The sequence below is a fragment of the Thiobacillus denitrificans DSM 12475 genome (genome assembly GCF_000376425.1).
GTDB lineage: Bacteria > Pseudomonadota > Gammaproteobacteria > Burkholderiales > Thiobacillaceae > Thiobacillus > Thiobacillus denitrificans.
The window spans coordinates 353,541-372,701 of record NZ_AQWL01000004.1 but is presented as its reverse complement, the minus strand read 5'-3'; the positions used below and the strand labels follow the sequence as shown (position 1 = coordinate 372,701).

The following is a 19,161-nucleotide window of genomic DNA, read 5'->3' as shown; positions in this document are numbered from 1 at the left end:
TGCGTGCGATGACTGGAAAGGCTCATCCGCGAAGGACGCGAAGGCACGCGAAGAAAAACCCTCTATACGGGTTTCTTCGCGTCCTTCGCGGAAAAAGATTTTTGGCGGCTGGCGTCGCTTAGTTCGCCATTACCGGCAGGATCCACAACTCGACCCGACGGTTCAGCGTGCGCCCGGCTTCGGTGCCGTTGTCGGCGCGCGGTTCGGTTTCGCCCTTGCCGTAGGATTCAAGACGCAGCGGGTTGACGTTCTGGCCGGCGAAGTAATCCAGCACCGACTGCGCGCGCCGCTCCGACAGGGCCTGGTTGTAGGTATCCGTTCCGACGCTGTCGGTGTGGCCGATCACGGTCACTGTGGTTTTGCCGTACTGGTTCAGCACCCGGGCGATCTTGTTGAGCGTGGGCGTATAGCCCGGTTTCAGTACCGCGGAATTGGTATCGAATCCGGTGCTGGAGGTCATGCTGACCAGCACCGCATTGTCGCTGGCGCGTTTCTCGACGCTGATTTCGCCACGCTGGATTTCAGGCTGCAACTGTTTCAGCAGGTCCTGCGCCTGTTTGTCCATGTAGTAGCCCACGCCGGCGCCGGTCAGGCCGCCGCCGACTGCGCCGATCAGTGCGCCCTTGCCGCGGTTCTTGTGGTTGATGATGGCGCCCAGCGCGGCGCCGCTCGCGGTGCCGATGATGGCGCCCTTTTGGGTCTTGCTGAGATCACGCGGATCGCCGAGATCGTTGGTTGCGCAGGCGGAGAGCAGGAAGGCGGCAGATAGCGGCAGGGCAATGAGGTGTTTACGCATGGTGGTCCTTTGGTTGGGGGGATTAGATTGAAATGAACTGCGGTCATGCAATCGAAGGTTTGAGTGTTTTCAGCTCGAAGGTTCCGGACTGATTTTCAGGCCGGGTCCGTCGGGGTGTCGGCTTCCTGTACCGGCGTTGTCGCAAGCGATTTTACCTGGATATGCAGTGCCGCCTTGGCCAGCAGGTGCGCGGAGACGGGCGCGGTCATGAACAGGAACAGGGTCACCAGCACTTCGTGCAGGCTGAGGTCGCCGTCGACGCTGAAATGGATAGCCGAGGCGATCAGCAGACAGCCCACACCCAGCGTGGTGGCCTTGGTGGGGCCGTGCAGGCGGGTGTAGAAGTCGCGCAGGCGGGCGAGGCCGAGCGAGCCGATGAAGGTGAAGATCGAGCCGGTGAGGATAAGGATGGACAGCAGGATGTCGAGCATGGTGGGTCCTTATTCGATGATATCGCCGCGCAACAGGTATTTGCACAGTGCGACGGTGCCGGCGAAACCCATCATCGCGATCAGCAGCGCGGCCTCGAAATAGATCGGGTTGCCGAGGTCGATGCCGAGCAGCACCAGCAGTGCGACGGTGTTCACGTACAGGGTGTCGAGGCCGAGGATGCGGTCGGGCGCGTCGGGGCCGACGATCAGCCGAAAAAAACTGAACAGGAAGGCGAACGCAACCAACGCGTAGGCGATCGGGATGACGGTATTCAGCATGATTCGAAAATCGCCTTCAGTGGCGCCTCGTAACGGTGCTTGATCTCGGCCACTATCGCCGCCGCGTCCCCGGTGTCGAGGCTGTGGACGGTGAGGGTACGGTGGTCCGCGCTTACCAGCACCGACACGGTGCCCGGGGTGAGCGAAATGGTGTTGGCCAGCAGGCTGATTGCGAGATCGGTCTTCAGTTCCAGCGGCACGGTGATGAAAGCCGGGCGCAGGCTGGACGGGCGGCCGAGGATCAGCCGCGCCACGCGGAAGCTGCCGACGACGATGTCATGTGTGACCACGACGAGATAGCGCAGCAGCACCGGCACATTGCGGAGGCACACCGACTGCGGCCACAGCGAAGCGGTGGCGAAGGGAATCAGCCAGCCCAATAGCAGGCCCAGCACGACGTGGCCGGCGCTGAAGGTATTGACCAGCAGCAGCCACAGGATGGCGAGCGTCAGTGTCAGCAGCGGATGTGGCAGCAAGTGCTTCACGGGCGTCCTCCCAGCACGGCGTCGATGTAGGCCTGCGGGTGCAGCAGTTGTGCGGCGGTGGCCGTCGCGTAATCGGACACGGGGCCGGCCCAGATCACCATGCCGAGTCCGAACAGCAGCAGGCCGGCGGCGGGCAGCCAGTCAGCCGCGTGCGGCGCGGGCAGACTCTCGCTAGTGGAGTGGGTGCGGTAGAACAGCAGACTGCCGCTTCGCGCCAGCGCAATCACGCCGATAAGCCCGGTGACGAGCACCACGCTCCACAGCCACGCCAGCCAGGGCGATTCGAGCGCGGCGCGCAGCAGCATGAACTTGCCGAGGAAGCCCGACAGCGGCGGCAGGCCGGCCATCGCGATCGCCGCAGCGAAAAACAGTCCGCCGAGGACGGGCGCGCCGGGCATCGCCGAGCCGGCTTCGAAGCGATCGGCGCGCTCGCCGCGCGCGCGTGCGATCGGGTCGGCAAGCAGGAAGATGGCCGCAGCGGCGAGCGTGGTGTGCGGCAGGTAGTAGAGGCCGGCCGCAATGCCGTCGACGCTGTCGAGCGCGAAGGCGGCGAGCAGGGTGCCGACCGAGGCGATCACCAGGTAGGCGATTTGCTGGCGCAGTGCGGTGGCGGCGACGGCGCCGAGCATGCCGGCGACCAGCGTGACGAGCGCGAGCGGCATCAGCCAGTCGGCGAGCAGGTTCGCCACTGCGCCGGCGTCGGCGCCGAACATCAGGCTGGTGACGCGCAGAATGCTGTAGGCACCGACCTTGGTCATGATCGCGAACAGCGCCGCGACCGGGGCACTGGTGTGGGCGTAGGCGGCGGGCAGCCATAGGTGCAGCGGCAGCAGCGCCGCCTTGAGCGCGAACACGCCGAACAGCAGCAGCCCGGCCGTTTCGACCAGCGCCAGGTTCTCGGGGACGGTACGCGCCAGCCTGACTGCGAGGTCGGCCATGTTGAGCGTGCCGTTGACGCCATACAGCGTGCCGACGGCGAACAGGAACAGCGTCGAGCCGATCAGGTTGATCACCACGAAATGCAGCCCGGCCTTGACGCGCAGGCGGCCGCCGCCATGCAGCAGCAGGCCGTAGGAGGCGAGCAGCAGGATCTCGAAAAACACGAACAGGTTGAACAGGTCGCCGGTGAGGAAGGCGCCATTGAGGCCGAACAGCTGCAGCTGGTACAGCACGTGGAAGTGGCGACCTTTGACATCGTCGCCGCGCAGCGCGTGCAGCAGCGCGAACAGCGCCACCAGCGCGGTGGCCATCAGCATCCAGGCGGCGAGGCGGTCGGCGACGAGCACGATGCCGAAGGGCGCCTCCCAGTTGCCGAGCTTGTAGACGAGCTGGGTGCCGTCACTGGCTGTGGCCAGCAGCGCGAACGCCAGCGGCACCAGTGCTGCCGTCGCGACGAGACTGATGCCGCGCTGCAGCGCGAGCGGCGCGTTGCGCAGCACCAGCAGCACGATGCCGGCGACCAGCGGCAGCAGCACCGGCAGGATGGGCAGATGCATGGCCAGGCCGTTCATCGCGCCGCGTCCTCTTCGCTGTGCAGTCCGTCGACGTGGTCGTTGCCGAGCTCGGCGCGCGCCTTCAGCGCGAGCACGATGACGAACGCGGTCATGCCGAAGCTGATGACGATGGCAGTGAGCACCAGCGCCTGCGGCAGCGGATCGGTGTAGCCTTGCGCCGCTGCGTTGATGACGGGTGGCACGCCGATGGCGAGCCGACCCATGACGAACAGGAACAGGTTGACCGCGTAGGACAGGAAGGTAAGGCCGAGCACCACCGGAAAGGTCTGGCCGCGCAACGCGAGGAACACACCGCAGGCAGTGAGGACGCCGACGATGAGGGCGATGAGCGCCTCCATCAGAGATGAGCCTTTCGCGTAATGCGGCTGTCGTGCAGCGTACCGAGATTGACCAGGATCAGCAGGGTGGCGCCGACGACGACGAGGAAGACGCCGAGGTCGAATGCCATCGCCGAGGCGAGTTCGAATTCGCCGACCAGCGGCCAGCGCAGGTGACCGAAGGTCGAGGTGAGGAAAGGATGCTCGAACGCCCAGCTCGCCAGCCCGGTCAGGGTGGCCAGTGCGAGGCCCGCTGCAATCACCGGCTGGGTGGCGCCGGACAGCCGTTCGTGCATCCACGCGCTGCCGTGGGCGAGATACTGCACGATCAGCGCCACCGCCGTCACCAGACCGGCGATGAAGCCGCCACCGGGCTGGTTGTGGCCGCGCAGCAGGATGAACACCGCGACCAGTAGCGCGAGCGGCAGCAGCAGCTGGGTCAGCGTGGCCATGATCACTGGATAGGGGTCGCGGTTCCAGGCGCGCCCGGCGGCGTCGCGGTCGGGCGCGTCGAGGCGTAGGTTCTCCAGCATGGCGTAGATACCGAGGCCGGCGAGCGCCAGCACGGTGATTTCGCCCAGGGTGTCGTAGCCGCGGAAATCGACCAGGATCACATTCACGACATTGGTACCGCCGCCGCCCGGCACGCTGTTGTCGATGAAATAACCGGCGATGGTGTCGTAGGGCCGCGTCAGCACCGCCCACGACAGCAGCGCGGTGCCGCTGCCGGCGGCCAGCGCGATCGCGCCGTCGCGCCAGACACGTCCGGGATCGCGTTCGCGCGCGGCATGTTGCGGCAGAAAATACAATGCCAGCAGCAGCAGGACGATGGTGACGACCTCCACTGACAACTGGGTCAGCGCGAGGTCGGGAGCAGAAAACTTGACGAAAGTGAGCGATACCACCAGCCCAACCACGCCGATGGTGATCAGCGCGACCAGGCGCTGACGATGCAGCCACACGGTGGCGAGCGAGGCGATGATCAGGGTGGCGCCGGCCAGCAGGCTGACCGGGTCGAGGGGCAGGCCGGTGCGGCTGCCGGCGAGCGGTGTGTCACTGTCGAGCCACGGCGTGAAACCCAGCGCCAGCGCGGCCGCCAGAAACAGGAATACCTGCCGCTGCAGTGAGCCGGTGTCGACGAGGCGGGTAGCCCACCCCGACAGCGCAAACAGGGCGCCGAGCAGCGCGTTGTAGACCGCCCGTGCGTCGAGACGGCCGAGGCTGTGTTCATGCAACGCGAACAGCGGGCGGCGCAACGCGTAGATCGCCGCGCCGCCGGTCAGCGCGATCAGGCTCATCGCCAGCGCCTGGTTGAAACCGTGCCATAGCGCCAGACGGTATTCCGGCAGTGGCGCCTGCAGCGTATCCGCCGCCGCTGCCGCCAAGAGCGGCGCGACGGTGAGCGACGGTGCGATACCGACCACCAGGCACAGCACCACCAGGATTTCTACTGGCACCTTCATCCAGCGTGGCGGCTCGTGAGGCATGCGCGGCAGGTCCACCGGTTCGCCGTTGAAGAATACGTCGTGAATGAAGCGGATCGAGTAGGCCACCGCCAGCGCGCCGGCCAGCGTCACCAGTGCGGGCAGCAGCCAGCCGCCGACGAGGCTTTCGGAAATCTGCGCCGCCTCGGCAAAGAACATTTCCTTGGAGAGGAAGCCGTTCAGCAGCGGCACCCCGGCCATCGCCGCCGCCGCCACCATCGCCAGCGTCGCGGTGTAGGGCATGAACTTCCACAGGCCGTGCAAGCGCCGCATGTCGCGGGTGCCGGCCTCGTGGTCGATGATGCCGGCGGCCATGAACAGCGAGGCCTTGAAGGTGGCGTGGTTGATGATGTGGAACACGCCGGCGACTGCCGCGAGCGGGGTCGACAGCCCGAACAGGAGGGTGATCAGACCGAGATGGCTGATGGTCGAGTAGGCCAGCAGCCCCTTCAGGTCATGCTTGAATAAGGCGGCATAGGCGCCGAGCAGCAGCGTCGCCAGTCCCGCGCCGGAGACCAGCCAGAACCACTCCGGCGTGCCGGACAGTGCCGGATATAGCCGCGCCAGCAGGAATACGCCGGCCTTCACCATGGTTGCCGAATGCAGGTAGGCCGATACCGGCGTGGGCGCCGCCATCGCGTGCGGCAACCAGAAATGGAAGGGGAACTGCGCCGACTTGGTGAATGCGCCGAGCAGGATCAGCAGCAGCGTGGGCACATAGAGTGGATGGCCGCGGATCAGGTCGCCCGCGGCGAATACGTCGGACAACGCGTAGCTGCCGACGATGTGACCCAGCAGCAGAAAGCCACCCAGCAGCGCGAAGCCGCCCAGGCCGGTGACCGCCAGCGCCATGCGCGCGCCTTGGCGCGCCTCCTCGCGGTGCTGCCAGTAGCTGATCAGGAGGAAGGACGATAGGCTGGTCAACTCCCAGAACACCAGCAACTGGATCAGGTTTTCCGACAGCACGATGCCGAGCATCGAGCCCATGAACAGCATGAGATAGGAATAGAAGCGCCCCATGCTGTCGCGCTCGGACAGGTAGTAGCGTGCGTACAGCACGATCAGCAGGCCGATGCCGAGGATCAGCCCGGCGAATAGCAGCGCCAGGCCGTCGAGGCGGAAGGCGAGGTTGAGGCCGAGCGCAGGCATCCAGTCGTGCTGCTGGATCAGCAAGGTGCCGTTGAACGGCAGGTGCGCCGACGGCGCCAGCCACAACAGCGCGGCCAGCGTAACTGCGCCCGCCGTCCTGGCGGCATGCGAACGTCCGAGACGGGATGCCAGCGCAACCAGGGCTGCGCCCGCAAAAGGGGTCAGGACAGCGAAGAACAGCGTCATCAATCGGGGATCGGGATGGCCGGCCTGCGGCCGGAAGACGTGGCCATTCTAACGTGAGTTGGTGACGCGCAGAACCTGCGGAAGCACGCCCGCAATGCGCGGCGCGGCGCTTTTCATCGACCGCTCGCCGAGCGCGTGCGGTAATCCCGTCGCCTGATTGTTGAATCGGGCCTGCGGGTTTTCTCGTGGATGATACAAGCGCGTTTTTATAAACGCTCAAATGTAACCATATGATTTTTAGTGGTTATATTTTCAGATCCCATTTTTTCTCATCCGGGCCGTCCAGAAGTTGAGACAGCCTTCATGCGAATAGCCGTTTTCCCGCCCGAGCTTGCGCGGCAAAATAGTTTTGTGCAAATATAAAAATATGTCCACGCAATTCATCCCGCCCTCGGCAGTCCGGTCAATGCGCATCATCGTGCGGTGCGTGTGCCGCATTTCTGCTTCTTCGCCAGCACGCGTCGACCGGGCATCCCGTGCGGCGTGATTTTCAGGCTGGTTTACACGATCCGATCCAACCAGGAGTCTTCGGTTGGCCAGGGTGCCAACTAAAACTATTGTGAAATATATTATTTGTAGGGGCCAAACATGATTACGCCGGGTGAAATGACCGCAATGCGCGCGTCCGACGACGTTATTCGTTCGGCTGATCAGACCGTGATTGCCTTTGGCGAAACCCTGGTCGACCAGTTTCGCGATCGCAATGTGCTGGGGGGGGCGCCGTTCAATGTGGCGTGCCATCTCGGTGCGCTGGGGGCGCACCCGATTTTGGTGACGCGGTCGGGCAAGGATGCGCTGGGCGAGCAGCTGCAGCGGGCGATGATCGAACGCGGCCTCGACCTGCGCGGCGTCCAACGCGATCCGGCCCACCCGACCGGGCGGGTCAAGGTGACCGAGACCGGGAACGGTCATGCATTCGACATCCTGTCGGATCAGGCCTACGACCACATACACGCCAGTCTGGCAAGGATGGTGGGTTTGTCCTCACATCCGCAGCTGGTCTATTTCGGTACGCTTTCTCAACGTAGCCATTCCCGCCGCGCCCTGCATGCCCTGCTCAGCGCAGTTGATGCCCATGCGTTTCTGGATGTCAATCTGCGCGATCCCTGGGTGGATGCCGACACGTTGCGCTGGTCGCTGCAACAGGCCAGCGTCGTCAAGCTCAACGAAGATGAACTGGTCCGTATTGCCGATCTCTTCTCGCTCGACGGCGCCGCCCTGCAGGCTCGGGCCGCCGTGCTGGTATCGGGTTTCGACTTGCAGCGGGTGGTGGTGACTCGCGGCGCGGACGGAGCCTGGACACTAGACGGCGCCGGTCGCATCGAGTCGGTGAGGGGGACGCCACTGGCGAACGTGGTCGACACAGTAGGAGCGGGAGACGGATTCGCTGCCGTCTTCATCCTCGGCATGTTGCGTCGCTGGCCACTGGGACTGCGGCTGGCGCGTGCCGATGCCTTTGCCCGTGCGCTTTGCCAGATTCGGGGCGCAGTGCCGCCGTCGCAGGATTTCTACGTTCCGTTCATTCATGAATGGAAACTCGAATCGGAGAGAGCAAGTGCATGATTTGTATGTGTTGATGGTGAGTGTGCACGGCCTGATGCGCGGACACGATCTGGAGCTGGGGCGGGATGCCGACACCGGTGGCCAGACCTTGTACGTGATCGAACTGGCGAAATCGCTTGGACGGCATCCGCGCGTCGAACAGGTCGACGTGCTGACCCGCCTGGTCGACGACCCGGCCGTATCCACTGACTATGCCGTTCCCATTGAGCCGCTGAGCGAACGTGCCAGACTGGTGCGGCTGCCGTGCGGTCCGCGACGTTACCTGCGCAAGGAAAGTCTCTGGAATCACCTCGACCAGCTGGTCGATCACACCCTGAATTATCTGCGTCAGCAGCCGCGCCTGCCCGACGTCATCCACAGCCATTACGCGGACGCCGGCTACGTCGGCGTGCATCTGTCGCAGCTGTTAGGTATTCCGCTGGTGCACACCGGGCATTCGCTGGGGCGCTGCAAACGCCAACGCCTGCTCGACAATGGTCGCCGCGAACAGTCGATCGACCGCCAGTTCAATTTCGTGCGTCGCATCGCTGCCGAAGAGGCGGTACTGGCGCACGCCGCGCTGGTGGTCACCAGCACCGCACAGGAGAGCAGCGAGCAGTATGGCCTGTACAACAACCATCAGCCCGCACGCATGGTGGTGATTCCGCCCGGGACCGATACGTCACGTTTTGCGCCACCTGGCCGTGACCCGATACCACCGCACGTGCCAGCGCTGGTCGACCGCTTCTTGACGCAGCCGAAAAAACCCCTCGTCCTCGCCATCTGCCGGCCCGAAATACGCAAGAACCTCAATCGCCTGGTCGCCGCCTTCGGCGAATCACCCGAACTGCGTGAACGTACCAACCTCGCCATCATCGCCGGCAACCGCGAGGATATTCGCAGCATGGACGAGGCACAGGCTGAGGTGTTGAAGGATCTGCTGCTCGACATCGACCGCTACGACCTGTGGGGCAGCGTCGCGCTGCCGAAGCAACATCAGCCGGATGACATTCCCGCGTTGTACCGGCTGGCAGCGCAACGGCGCGGCGTGTTCGTCAACCCGGCATTGACCGAACCGTTCGGCCTGACCCTGATCGAGGCGGCGGCGAGTGGTCTGCCGGTGGTGGCCACCCACGACGGCGGACCACGCGACATCCTTGCGCATTGCGAAAACGGCGTGCTGGTCGATCCACTCGATTCTGCCGATATCGCAAGGGGATTGCTCGCCGCGATGTCGGACCCGCGCACCTGGCAGCGCTATGCGCGGCGCGGCATCAGCGGCGTGGCGCACAACTACACCTGGGATGCCCATGTCGCCAAATATCTGAAGGCGGTCGATCACGTGGTCCACCGCACCCGCAAGCAGGTCCGGCGCGAACGGGTGATGCAGCGTCCGGCGGCTAACCCGATGCCGTACGTGCAGCGCATGCTGGTGAGCGACATCGACAATACGTTGATCGGTGACCGCGCAGGACTCGCCACGCTGGTCCGCGTACTGCGCGAGCGGCCGCGCGACTTTGGCTTCGGGGTAGCCACCGGACGCCATTTGCCGGGTGCACTCGAGGTGCTGCGACAGGCGCGGGTGCCGCTCCCCGATGTGCTGATTACCGCAGTCGGGAGTGAAATCCATTACGGCCCCGATATTCGGCCCGATGCAGGCTGGCAGCGCCATATCCAGCACCTGTGGCGACGCGATGCGTTGGCTGCCTTGTTCGAGGACATGCCCGGGCTGACGCTGCAATCGGACGACCAGCAAAGTGAATTCAAACTGAGCTTCAATGCGGACCCGCAAGCCATGCCCAGCCTGCGTGAAATCGACAGACGACTGCGCCAGGTCCGCCTGCACGCCAATCTGGTTTATTCGCATCAGGCCTATCTCGACGTTCTGCCTATCCGTGCGTCCAAAGGCCAGGCCATTCGCTATCTGGCCTATAAATGGGGATTGCCGATGAACGCATTTCTGGTGGCGGGCGATTCGGGCAACGACCTGGAAATGCTCCTCGGCGATACCCAGGCGGTGGTGGTATCCAATCACAGTGCCGAGCTGGACAAGCTGCGCGGGATGGATCAGGTGTATTTCGCCTCGACGCCCTGTGCGTCAGGCATCCTCGAGGGCATGGCGCACTATGGACTGGTATGTGCGCCGAGGCCCGACAGCCACAAGGAGGCCGCATGATCGATGAGCTGAAAACCTGGACGGCAGAGCACCGTGATCCGGTGGATGCCTACCTGCGTCGATGCTTTGCTGAAAACCGGGTGCTGATGCTGCAAAGCGACCTCTGCCAGGTGCTCGACGCCCTGGCTGCCGACCCCGCCAGCCCGCCGCTCGACGGCACCCCCCTGCAGCAGGCGGTGCGGCATTTCCAGGAAGGCGTGTTCCAGACGCCATGGGCCTATTTCGCGCTGCGCGAGGGCGCCGGTCGCTGGCGTTATCTGCGCATGCATCAGGAACAGCTCGTGCCGGAGCGCGTATCGGTGAGCGAATTTCTCGCCTTCAAGGAACAGCTGGTGAGGCCGGTGGGTGACGGCGACAGCACGCTGGAAATCGACTTCGAGCCGTTTGGCCGCCATGTGCCGCGGCTGCAGGAAACGCGCTCGATCGGACAGGGTGTGCTGCATCTCAACCGGGCACTGGCGAGCAGGATGTTCACCCGCCCCGACGTGGGGCAGACCAGGCTCGTGAACTTTCTGCGCATGCACAAGATCGACGGCCAGCAGCTGATGCTTGCGCCGCACATCGGCGACGTGTCGCAGTTGCAGGATGCGTTGCGCGAAGCGCTGCGGCAGCTCGAAGCGCTCGACCCCGAGATGCCGTGGACCGCGTTGGCGGCAATGCTCGGCAGGTTGGGATTCGAGCCCGGCTGGGGTGCCACGGCGGCGCGGACGCGCGAAACCATGGAGATGCTGGTCGACATTCTGGAGGCGCCATCGCCCGCCGTGCTGGAGGCCTTTCTTGCGCGCATTCCGATGATTTCGCGTCTGCTGATCCTGTCGCCGCATGGCTACTTCGGTCAGGACAACGTGCTGGGGCGCCCCGACACGGGCGGCCAGGTGGTCTACATTCTCGACCAGGTGCGCGCGCTGGAACACGAGATGCGCGATCGCATGGCGATCCAGGGGGTGCAGGTCGATCCGCACATCATCGTGGCCACCCGGCTGATTCCCGACGCCGACGGCACCACCTGCAATCAGCCGCTGGAAAAGATTCAGGGTACCGACCATGCCTGGATTGTTCGCGTGCCGTTCCATCATCCCAACGGCGAGATCGTGCGGGAGTGGATTTCGCGCTTCGAGATCTGGCCCTATCTGGAAACGTTCGCGACCCATGTCGAGCGCGAGACGCTGGCAAGGCTCGGCGGACGGCCCGACCTCATCATCGGCAACTATTCCGACGGCAACCTGGTGGCGAGCCTGCTGTCTGCGCGGCTGGGCGTGACCCAGTGCAACATCGCCCATGCGCTGGAACAGACCAAATACCTGCACTCGGCACTGTACTGGGAAGCCAACGATCCGGTCTATCACTTCGCCTGCCAGTACACCGCCGATCTGATCGGAATGAATCACGCAGACTTCATCATCACCAGCACCTATCAGGAGATTGCCGGCACCGCGCACAGCATCGGCCAGTACGAGAGTTATCGTGCGTTCACCCTGCCGGGGCTGTACCGGGTGCTTGACGGCATCGACCTGTTCGATCCCAAGTTCAACATCGTTTCGCCGGGCGCCGATGCCGGCACCTATTTTCCCTATAGCGATACGACGCGACGCATGCATTCGCTGATACCCGAGATCGAACGCCTGCTCTATGCGCCCGATCCCGGGGTGCCGCATCGAGGACAGCTCGACGATCCCGACAAGCCGCTGATCTTCACCATGGCGCGGCTCGATCGCATCAAGAATCTGTCCGGGCTGACCGAATGGTTCGGTGCCTGCGAGCGCCTGGCCGAGTCGGCCAACCTGGTGGTGATCGGTGGCCACATCGATGCGTCTGCCTCCGGAGACGAGGAGGAACGGGCGGAGATCGAGCGCCTGCATGCGCTGATGGACCAGTACCGGCTGGACGGACGGATGCGCTGGCTGGGCGCCCGGCTCGACAAGAATCTGGCGGGCGAGTTCTATCGCCATGTCGCCGACCGCCGTGGCGTATTCGTCCAGCCTGCGCTGTTCGAGGCCTTCGGCCTCACCCTGATCGAGGCGATGGCTTCGGGGCTGCCGGTTTTCGCCACCCGCTACGGCGGGCCGCTCGAGATCATCGAACACGGCAAGTCCGGATTCCACATCGATCCCAACGATGGCGCCGCCGCCGCCGAAGCTATTGCCGATTTCCTGCAGCAGTGCGCGAGCGAGCCGGCCCGCTGGCAGCGCATTTCGGACGCTGCGCTGGCACGCGTGGCAGCGCGCTACACCTGGAAGCTGTATGCCGAACGCATGATGACCTTGTCGCGCATCTACGGCTTCTGGAAGTTCGTCAGCAACCTGGAGCGCGAAGAAGCCGGTCGCTACCTGCAGCTGTTCCATCACCTGCAATTCCGCCCGCTGGCGCGCGCCGTAGGCGGACACTGAAAGGCGTTTCCCATGGAATCCCTGAACCTGAGCCGCTATCTCGGCGAATGGCGCGATCTCGCGGTAGTCACGGCGCATGTCGCCATCATCCTGGGGCTGACCTGGCTGGCGTTGCGGGTGATGCGCAAGCTGCTGGGGCAACTACGCAGGCACATGCAGGAGGATGTCGGCGATCTCGAACGCGTCAAGCGGCTCAACACGCTGGAACGCGTATTCCGTTACGTCGCCACCGTGATCATTATTCTGGTGGGCAGCATGCTCGTTCTTTCCGAGCTCGGCATTTCCATCGCACCCATCCTCGCCACGGCGGGGGTACTCGGCATTGCCATCGGATTCGGGGCGCAAAGCCTGGTCAAGGACTACTTCACGGGTTTTTTCCTGCTGCTGGAAAACCAGGTGCGCGAGGGCGACGTCGTCGAAGTTTCGGGCAAGGGAGGGCTGGTCGAAGAGATGACGCTACGCTATATCCGTCTGCGCGATTACGAGGGCAGCGTGCATTACATTCCGAACGGCACGGTGGACACCGTGACGAACCGCAGCCGGGGTTTCGCCTACGCGGTGATCGACGTGGGCGTGGCATACCGGGAAGAGGTCGATGTCGTCTACGAGGCGATGCGGGAAGTGGCCGCTGAATTGCGTGCCGACCCCGAAATGGCCGGAAAGATCGTCGAAGACCTGGAAATTGCCGGTGTCGACCAGTGGGCCGATTCCGCCGTGGTGATCCGCTGCCGCTTCAAGGTGATGCCGCTGGAACAGTGGGGCGTGCGGCGCGCCTATCTGTACCGCCTGAAAAAGGCGTTCGGCGCCGCCGGCATCGAGATTCCCTACCCGTGCCTGACCGTGTATGCCGGGCAGGACAAACAGGGACACGCCGCGCCCCTGCCCTTGGTCATCGAGCGCAGGACGGCCTGATCGGATTGTTTGCGCTCATCAGTGTTCCGACAGCGGTTTCTGCGCGTCCCGGATATTGATTGCGCCCATGTGGGCGATCAGCACGGCCAGATCCTGGTTCAGGCGCGTCAGTGCATCCTCCGGCAACTGGCCGAGTGCGTGCGTGAGGATGCCGGTCAATGGCTGCGGCGCCCGTTTGAGCGCCTTTTCCCCCGCGGCGGTGAGATAGAGCTGGACCACGCGCTGGTCGGTGTGCTTGCGCTCGCGCCGGATCAGGCCGGCCTTTTCGACCTTGTCGAGCAGGTTGCTGGCGGTGGAGACGTGGATCGACAGGGCCTGCGCCAGTTCCGACACTTTCATGCCCGGGGTCTGGTGCAGCGCGGCCAGCGCCCAGATCTGCGCGCCGCTGACGCCGCAGGCTTTTTCCACCGCCTGAACATGCTGGCGCACCGCGCCGAAAATGACGCGAAACTGGCGCAGGGCTTCGTTGGCGGCGTTGGGGGGGGGCTCAAGATGCGCTCTCCGATGCGTCAAAACGGTAATCATCGCAGATATTTCAGGCCGCCGCGTCCGTTGCCCCGGGAGCGACGGGCAGGGGCATGGGAATCTCGCTGGCCCGTTGCGGCGCGCAGGCTGGGTTTCGACCGCGCAGATCGCCGGTCGGGGCAGCGGGACCTGTGCGTACGGGTTATTGCGGGGGCGCCGCGACCGGCTCGTCGGCGTAGCGCCAGATGTTCACGTCCCGCCCGGCTTCGCGGATGTGCTCGGTCTTGGCGGCGAGAAAACGCTGGAAGCTGGGTTCCTTGCGGTAGGCACCGGATACCAGATAGTCGAACATACCCAGGGTATGGAACACACGGAAGGACGATTCCCAGCGGATGACCTCCTGCCCGGCGGAGTCGAACAGGACGATGCCGGGCGCATAGTTGACGCCGAGCTGACGCACCCAGTCGCGCACCGGCATGCGCTTGCCTTGCGGCGTGGTGATGGTCTCGCGCGACCACATGTCGAGCTGCACGTTGTCGAACTTCGCGATCACGGCGCGGGTTTCCGGGTCGGCCAGCACGCGGCGGTGCAATACCTCGCAGTCGGGGCAGTCCTTCTGCTCGAAGAACACCGCGAGCGGCCGGGCCGCTTTGCCGCGGCGCCGCAGGTCGGTGGCGTTTTGCAGGAATAAATCCTGCTTGATCATGTCGCCGGAGGCCTGCTTCGGCACCTCGCGCGCGGCGACGAAGTCGCGGAAGGCGACCTTGTTTTCATGGCGCCCGCCGACCCAGTCGAGCGCGGCCTGCAGGCGTGCCGGCGGTACGTAGCCATTGAGGCGCAGGACGGTCTTGCCGGCTTCGTCGAAAAACAGCAGGCTGGGGGTGAACTGGATTTTCTGCGCCGCGCTGTAGGTTTTTTCCGTGTAGCGCTTGCCGTCCAGCCCCACGACTTCGCGGTCGCCCCAGATATTGACCGCGATCACGTCGAATTTTTCCTTCATCGTGGACTCGATCTCGCGCTGCGACAGATTGCGCTCCACCAGCGCCGAGCAATACGGGCAGCCGTCCTGGGTGAACATCAGGATGACGCGCTTGCGGTGGATGCGCGCCTCGTCGATATCCTCCTTCAGCTGCAGGAAGCTGTTCTTGAACCAGGCGGGATACTCGGTCGTCCTGGCGCCGTAGTAAGTGCCCATCCTGGCCGACGCAGCCGGCTCGGCGGCGTGCAGCGAGAATGCGGCGAGCAACCCGAGCAAGGCTGGCAGATAGCGGATTGTCATGGCGGTTTCCATCCCTCGTCATCTGTAATGCCGACGCCTATCGTAGCAGGGGATCAGGCAGGCTGGCCGGCAATGAAGACATCGCTGCTGGAATGGGCCAGCACGTGCTTGGTGACGCTGCCGAGCAGCAGTTCTTCCATGACCGAGCGGCCGTGCTTGCCCATGACGATCAAGTCGGCGTCGGTGGTCTGCTCCTGCTCAAGAATCCGCAGCGTGGCCGCACCGTGAACGAACTGGCGCGACAGTTGGCTGGCCGGCACGCGCAGCTTGCCGATGAAGGCTTCCATTTCAGCCTGCGCCGCGCTGCGTGCCTGAATCCGGTATTGATGAATCTGGCTGTCGTCCATGCCGGCGAGGCGGAAAGTGCTTTCCATTTCCACTTCGAACGCATGCAGCAGCACAAAGTCGGCATCGGGCAGCCAGGCATGGGCGGCGTTGATGGCGACGGCGGCATGATCGGAGAAATCGACCGGCGCGAGGATGCGCCGATACGGGGAGTGCGGGCGCTGTTTGACCGCGAGCAGGGGGCGGCGCGATGTGCGCAGCGCGCGTTCGGTGGTCGAACCGAGCAGACGTTCGCGCACGAAATGCATGCCGCGCGCACCCATTACCAGCAAATCGGCGTGGCGTTCTTCGGCGAGCCTGACGAGAGCGGTCTGCGCCGAGCCTTGCGTCAGCACGGCGTCGATCGCGCACGGATGGCCGGCCGCCAGATGTTCCGCCTGTTCGTTCAGGGTGCGCTCCGCGTGTTCCAGCAGGCGGGCCTCCAGCGCGGTGGCGCCCTGGCCGATCAGGCGTCGCAGGCTGTCGAGAGCGGAGCTGCTGACGACATGTGCCAGGATCAGCAGGGTGTCCGGGTGCGCCTTCGCAAGCAGTGCCGCCCGTTCCATTGCATGCCGGGCGGGTGCCGAAAAATCGGTGGCGGCGAGCAGGGTGCGGGATGAAGTCATGGTATCTCCTTGGTAGGGAAAGGGCGTGGCGAATGGGCGCGGATCCAGGCCTTCTCGATCTCGACCAGACCGTAGACGAAGACACCGAACAGGAACACCCGCACCCAGGTCGAGACATCGAGCGCGGCGGTGGCGAACAGCGACTGCAGCAGCGGCAGGAAGGTAAACAGTCCCTGCAGCACGGCCAGCACGCCGATCGCGACCAGCACCGCCCGGTTGCCGACGAAGCCTGACCAGCCGATGACCGGCGCGGTGAGGTGACGGCAGTTGAACAAATAGAAGATCTCGCCCATCACCAGGGCATTGACCGCAGCGGTGCGCGCGACCTCGAGCGGCATGCCGCGCTCGAGCTCCCACAGGTAGAGGCCGAACGAGCCGGCCACCAGGAGCACCATAACGAAGACGATACGCCACAGCATGAAGCGCGTCAGCAGCGGCTCGCCGGGGTCGCGCGGCGGCTCGCGCATGACGTTCGGCTCGGGGCGTTCGAAGGCGATGGCGAGCGCGAGCGTCACCGCGCTGACCATGTTCACCCACAGGATCTGCACCGGAGTGATCGGCAGGGTCAGCCCGAGCAGAATGGCGATGAGCACCATGCCGGCCTGCGCCAGGTTGGTCGGCAGGATGAAAACCAGTGCCTTCTTCAGGTTGCCGTATACCGTGCGGCCTTCCTCGACGGCATGGGCGATCGAGGCGAAATTGTCATCGGCGAGCACCATCTCCGCCGCCTCCTTGGCCGCCTCGGTGCCTTTCCTGCCCATTGCCACGCCGATGTCGGCACGCTTGAGCGCCGGCGCGTCGTTGACGCCGTCGCCGGTCATGGCGGTGATTTCACCCCGGCGCTGCAGGGCCTTGATCAGCCGCAGCTTGTGCTCCGGGCTGGCGCGCGCAAAGACGTTGATCTCGCCCACCACCTCGCGCAGGCGGGTGTCGTCGAGGGCTTCGATTTCGGCGCCGGTCATCGCCTGCACGGATTCATCCAGGCCGAGCTGGCCGCCGATCGCCTGCGCGGTGGCGACATGGTCGCCGGTGATCATCTTCACCCGGATGCCGGCCGCGCGACAGGTGGCGACCGCGCGGATAGCCTCCTCGCGCGGCGGGTCGGTCAGGCCCAGCACTGCCAGCAGGGTGAAGCCGCCGGCCGCGATGTCGTCGAAACTGAGTGCCGTTCCGGCATCGCCGCGGCGCACCGCCAGTGCCAGCAGGCGCATCCCCTGCGCAGCCGCGTCGTACATGCGCGCATGCCACGCCTCGGGGTCGAGCGGGGTGTCGCCGTCGCCGCTGCGCTGCGACGTGCACAAGGCCAGCACCCGCTCCGGCGCGCCTTTGAGATAGATGAAGCCGCGCCCCTCGTGATCGTGGTTGAGCGTGGCCATGAAGCGGTGTTCGGATTCGAACGGAATGACATCGACGCGCGGCAGCGCCTCGCGGCTCTGGCGCAGTTCAAGCCCGGCTTTCAGTGCCAGAGTCAGCAGCGCGCCTTCGGTGGGGTCGCCGGTCAGCTGCCAGCCTTCGCCGGTTTCGCGCAGGTCGGCATCGTTGCAGAGCAGTGCGGCGCGGGCGAGTTCCTGCAGCAGCGGCTGCGATTCGGGCGCCACGTGCGTGCCGTCGCGGCTGAAGCCACCCGCCGGCGCATAGCCGCTGCCCGATACGGCGTAGAGGCCGTCGCCGCCGATGGCCAGCTGCACGGTCATTTCGTTCTTCGTCAGCGTGCCGGTCTTGTCCGAGCAGATGACCGTGACCGCACCCAGTGTTTCCACTGCCGGCAGGCGACGGATGATGGCGTGGCGGCGCGCCATGCGGGTGACGCCGATGGCGAGCGTGATGGTCACGATCGCCGGCAGTCCCTCCGGGATCGCCGCCACGGCAAGGCCGACGGCGGCGAGAAACATCTCGCTTGCGGCGTAATCGCGTATCCATACGCCGAAGCCGAACATGAAACCCGCCAGGACGAGGATCGCCGTCGCCAGTCCGCGGCCGAAATCCGCCATCTGCTTGAGAAGCGGCGTGGTGAGCGGCTCGACCGCCGCCAGCAGGGTGCTAATGCGGCCCAGTTCGGTGGCAACGCCGGTGGCGACCACCACGCCTGCGGCCTGGCCATAGGTGACCAGCGTGCCCGACCACGCCATGCTGTCGCGATCGCCGAGCGCGGCCTCGGCGGCGACGGCGTCCGTCCGCTTGTCGACCGCCAGCGATTCGCCGGTCAGCGCAGCCTCCATGACGCGCAGGTTCCTGACATCGATCAACCGCAGGTCGGCAGGCACGCGGTCGCCGGAAGCCAGGTGCACGATATCGCCCGGCACCAGTTCCTCGGCGTCGATTTCCTGGCGCTCACCGGCACGGGTGACGATGGCGTGCGGCGACAGCAGGTCGCGGATGGCATCGAGGGCCTGCTCGGCGCGGCCTTCCTGGATGAAACCGATCAGTGCGTTGATCGCCACCACGCCGATGATCACTCCGGAATCGAGCGTGTGACCGAGCAGCGCGGTGATGGCACCGGCGGTCAGCAACACGTAGATGAGGACGTTGTGAAACTGCAGCAGGAAGCGTTTCCATGCCGGCGTGCGGGCGGGTTGCGGCAGGCGGTTGGCGCCGAACTGCGCGCGCCGCTGCTCGACGGCGTCCGGGGTGAGGCCTGTGATCTGCGCATCCAGCCGGGTCAGCGTGTCGTCGACACCGAGGCTGTGCCAGCGTGGCGGATGTTCGTTGGCGAGCAAACAGGGGCTCCGGTTGGGTTGGCGACCCTGGAATTCTGGCACACCCCACCGGCCCGGACGGACAGGCGCTGCTTTTTTCCCGCTTGCGCGGA

The 19,161-nt window shown here is 65.0% G+C and carries 16 protein-coding genes; 4 read left to right on the top strand and 12 right to left on the bottom strand.

The features are described 5' to 3' along the window. Window positions 1-118: 118 nt before the first annotated feature. The 8 genes from B059_RS21635 to B059_RS0108550 all read right to left on the bottom strand — a co-directional run bounded on the left by B059_RS21635 (window position 119) and on the right by B059_RS0108550 (window position 7,079). The gene (locus B059_RS21635; RefSeq protein WP_018077838.1) at window positions 119-796 is read right to left on the bottom strand and encodes a YiaD family glycine zipper/OmpA-like lipoprotein; all 678 of its coding nucleotides are present in this window, start codon (window positions 794-796) and stop codon (window positions 119-121) included. A 95-nt stretch (window positions 797-891) separates the two neighbouring features. After that, window positions 892-1,227: a Na+/H+ antiporter subunit G gene (locus B059_RS0108580; protein WP_018077837.1), complete on the bottom strand. Its 336-nt coding sequence runs from the start codon at window positions 1,225-1,227 to the stop codon at window positions 892-894. A 9-nt stretch (window positions 1,228-1,236) separates the two neighbouring features. Then, on the bottom strand, window positions 1,237-1,506 hold the full coding sequence (locus B059_RS0108575; protein ID WP_018077836.1) for a K+/H+ antiporter subunit F: 270 nt from the start codon (window positions 1,504-1,506) through the stop codon (window positions 1,237-1,239). Then, the gene (locus B059_RS0108570) at window positions 1,500-1,991 is read right to left on the bottom strand and encodes a Na+/H+ antiporter subunit E (RefSeq protein WP_018077835.1); all 492 of its coding nucleotides are present in this window, start codon (window positions 1,989-1,991) and stop codon (window positions 1,500-1,502) included. Before B059_RS0108570 ends, B059_RS0108575 begins: the two co-directional genes overlap by 7 nt. Continuing rightward, window positions 1,988-3,502, bottom strand: a complete 1,515-nt coding sequence (locus B059_RS0108565; RefSeq protein WP_018077834.1) for a monovalent cation/H+ antiporter subunit D — start codon at window positions 3,500-3,502, stop codon at window positions 1,988-1,990. The genes B059_RS0108570 and B059_RS0108565 overlap by 4 nt, the downstream gene beginning before the upstream one ends. Further along, window positions 3,499-3,843 (bottom strand): Na+/H+ antiporter subunit C, encoded by a 345-nt coding sequence (locus B059_RS0108560; protein ID WP_018077833.1) that lies wholly within the window; start codon window positions 3,841-3,843, stop codon window positions 3,499-3,501. The genes B059_RS0108565 and B059_RS0108560 overlap by 4 nt, the downstream gene beginning before the upstream one ends. Further along, window positions 3,843-6,641, bottom strand: coding sequence for a monovalent cation/H+ antiporter subunit A (locus B059_RS0108555; RefSeq protein ID WP_018077832.1), 2,799 nt, complete (start codon window positions 6,639-6,641; stop codon window positions 3,843-3,845). The genes B059_RS0108560 and B059_RS0108555 overlap by 1 nt, the downstream gene beginning before the upstream one ends. A gap of 252 nt (window positions 6,642-6,893) precedes the next feature. Next, a complete protein-coding gene (locus tag B059_RS0108550) occupies window positions 6,894-7,079 on the bottom strand; it encodes a hypothetical protein (protein WP_018077831.1) in 186 nt (61 codons plus the stop codon). A gap of 150 nt (window positions 7,080-7,229) precedes the next feature. Here B059_RS0108550 and B059_RS0108545 point away from each other — a divergent pair, with 150 nt between their 5' ends. The 4 genes from B059_RS0108545 to B059_RS0108530 are packed head-to-tail and all read left to right on the top strand — an operon-like array spanning window position 7,230 to window position 13,658. Next, a complete protein-coding gene (locus B059_RS0108545; RefSeq protein ID WP_245538757.1) occupies window positions 7,230-8,204 on the top strand; it encodes a carbohydrate kinase family protein in 975 nt (324 codons plus the stop codon). Further along, complete coding sequence (locus tag B059_RS0108540; RefSeq protein WP_018077829.1) at window positions 8,197-10,359, top strand: HAD-IIB family hydrolase; 2,163 nt, start codon at window positions 8,197-8,199, stop codon at window positions 10,357-10,359. Before B059_RS0108545 ends, B059_RS0108540 begins: the two co-directional genes overlap by 8 nt. Then, window positions 10,356-12,746, top strand: coding sequence for a sucrose synthase (locus B059_RS0108535; RefSeq protein WP_018077828.1), 2,391 nt, complete (start codon window positions 10,356-10,358; stop codon window positions 12,744-12,746). The genes B059_RS0108540 and B059_RS0108535 overlap by 4 nt, the downstream gene beginning before the upstream one ends. A gap of 12 nt (window positions 12,747-12,758) precedes the next feature. Next, a complete protein-coding gene (locus B059_RS0108530) occupies window positions 12,759-13,658 on the top strand; it encodes a mechanosensitive ion channel family protein (RefSeq protein WP_018077827.1) in 900 nt (299 codons plus the stop codon). An 18-nt stretch (window positions 13,659-13,676) separates the two neighbouring features. Here B059_RS0108530 and B059_RS0108525 read toward each other — a convergent pair whose 3' ends face one another. The 4 genes from B059_RS0108525 to B059_RS0108510 form a co-directional block, all read right to left on the bottom strand. Beyond that, window positions 13,677-14,183: a MarR family winged helix-turn-helix transcriptional regulator gene (locus B059_RS0108525; protein WP_018077826.1), complete on the bottom strand. Its 507-nt coding sequence runs from the start codon at window positions 14,181-14,183 to the stop codon at window positions 13,677-13,679. Between the two features lie 142 nt (window positions 14,184-14,325). Continuing rightward, window positions 14,326-15,402 (bottom strand): thioredoxin family protein, encoded by a 1,077-nt coding sequence (locus B059_RS18875; protein WP_018077825.1) that lies wholly within the window; start codon window positions 15,400-15,402, stop codon window positions 14,326-14,328. A gap of 53 nt (window positions 15,403-15,455) precedes the next feature. Further along, window positions 15,456-16,352, bottom strand: a complete 897-nt coding sequence (locus tag B059_RS0108515; RefSeq protein ID WP_018077824.1) for a universal stress protein — start codon at window positions 16,350-16,352, stop codon at window positions 15,456-15,458. After that, window positions 16,349-19,069 (bottom strand): cation-transporting P-type ATPase, encoded by a 2,721-nt coding sequence (locus B059_RS0108510; RefSeq protein ID WP_018077823.1) that lies wholly within the window; start codon window positions 19,067-19,069, stop codon window positions 16,349-16,351. The genes B059_RS0108515 and B059_RS0108510 overlap by 4 nt, the downstream gene beginning before the upstream one ends. Window positions 19,070-19,161 lie beyond the last annotated feature (92 nt).

What these genes read in the sequence shown, in the direction of transcription:
- B059_RS0108530 (WP_018077827.1), top strand. Translation starts at nt 12,759, where the DNA reads ATGGAATCCCTGAACCTGAGCCGCTATCTCGGCGAATGGCGCGATCTC.
- B059_RS0108550 (WP_018077831.1), bottom strand. Translation starts at nt 7,079, where the DNA reads ATGCGGCACACGCACCGCACGATGATGCGCATTGACCGGACTGCCGAG.
- B059_RS0108565 (WP_018077834.1), bottom strand. Translation starts at nt 3,502, where the DNA reads ATGAACGGCCTGGCCATGCATCTGCCCATCCTGCCGGTGCTGCTGCCG.
- B059_RS0108580 (WP_018077837.1), bottom strand. Translation starts at nt 1,227, where the DNA reads ATGCTCGACATCCTGCTGTCCATCCTTATCCTCACCGGCTCGATCTTC.
- B059_RS0108515 (WP_018077824.1), bottom strand. Translation starts at nt 16,352, where the DNA reads ATGACTTCATCCCGCACCCTGCTCGCCGCCACCGATTTTTCGGCACCC.
- B059_RS0108560 (WP_018077833.1), bottom strand. Translation starts at nt 3,843, where the DNA reads ATGGAGGCGCTCATCGCCCTCATCGTCGGCGTCCTCACTGCCTGCGGT.
- B059_RS0108545 (WP_245538757.1), top strand. Translation starts at nt 7,230, where the DNA reads ATGATTACGCCGGGTGAAATGACCGCAATGCGCGCGTCCGACGACGTT.
- B059_RS0108575 (WP_018077836.1), bottom strand. Translation starts at nt 1,506, where the DNA reads ATGCTGAATACCGTCATCCCGATCGCCTACGCGTTGGTTGCGTTCGCC.
- B059_RS0108525 (WP_018077826.1), bottom strand. Translation starts at nt 14,183, where the DNA reads ATGATTACCGTTTTGACGCATCGGAGAGCGCATCTTGAGCCCCCCCCC.
- B059_RS21635 (WP_018077838.1), bottom strand. Translation starts at nt 796, where the DNA reads ATGCGTAAACACCTCATTGCCCTGCCGCTATCTGCCGCCTTCCTGCTC.
- B059_RS0108555 (WP_018077832.1), bottom strand. Translation starts at nt 6,641, where the DNA reads ATGACGCTGTTCTTCGCTGTCCTGACCCCTTTTGCGGGCGCAGCCCTG.
- B059_RS18875 (WP_018077825.1), bottom strand. Translation starts at nt 15,402, where the DNA reads ATGACAATCCGCTATCTGCCAGCCTTGCTCGGGTTGCTCGCCGCATTC.
- B059_RS0108535 (WP_018077828.1), top strand. Translation starts at nt 10,356, where the DNA reads ATGATCGATGAGCTGAAAACCTGGACGGCAGAGCACCGTGATCCGGTG.